At 47.4% G+C, this 384-nt stretch carries 2 protein-coding genes; both read left to right on the top strand.

Going from position 1 to position 384, the window contains the following annotated elements; all coding sequences use genetic code 11:
* Positions 1-237: Maf family protein (locus NE664_15615; protein ID MCQ4728061.1), on the top strand; the 237-nt coding region annotated here is incomplete at its 5' end.
* Between the two features lie 48 nt (positions 238-285).
* On the top strand, positions 286-384 hold a 99-nt coding region (locus NE664_15610), incomplete at its 3' end, for a hydrolase (GenBank protein MCQ4728060.1).

Here is a 384-nt window from a genome sequence, read left to right as displayed (position 1 = left end):
ATACGAAAGACATTTGCAGAGAAAACAGATGTGCATGTGTATCCCATGACAGAGGAGGAGATCCATGCGTACGCCTTTTCAGAGGAACCCATGGACAAGGCCGGGGCTTACGGAATTCAGGGAAAATTCGCTTCTTATATCAAAGGGATTGACGGGGATTATAATAATGTAGTAGGATTGCCTGTAGGACGTGTTTATCAGGAAATGAAGGGGCTATGCAGCTCATTGAACGCGTAAGCGGACACAGAAGGTCCGCTGGATGCTCATAACCAGGAGGGATAAGAGATGATTAAACTGATCGTATCAGATATTGACGGCACACTGGTGCCGGACGGAAGCCATGAGATGAATCCGGAGCTTCTCGACGTGATCATGAAGATTCGG

The organism is Anaerotignum faecicola, assembly GCA_024460105.1.
Classification (GTDB): domain Bacteria; phylum Bacillota; class Clostridia; order Lachnospirales; family Anaerotignaceae; genus JANFXS01.
Note: the sequence above shows the minus strand (reverse complement) of the source record. Positions and strands in the feature narration are given on the sequence as shown.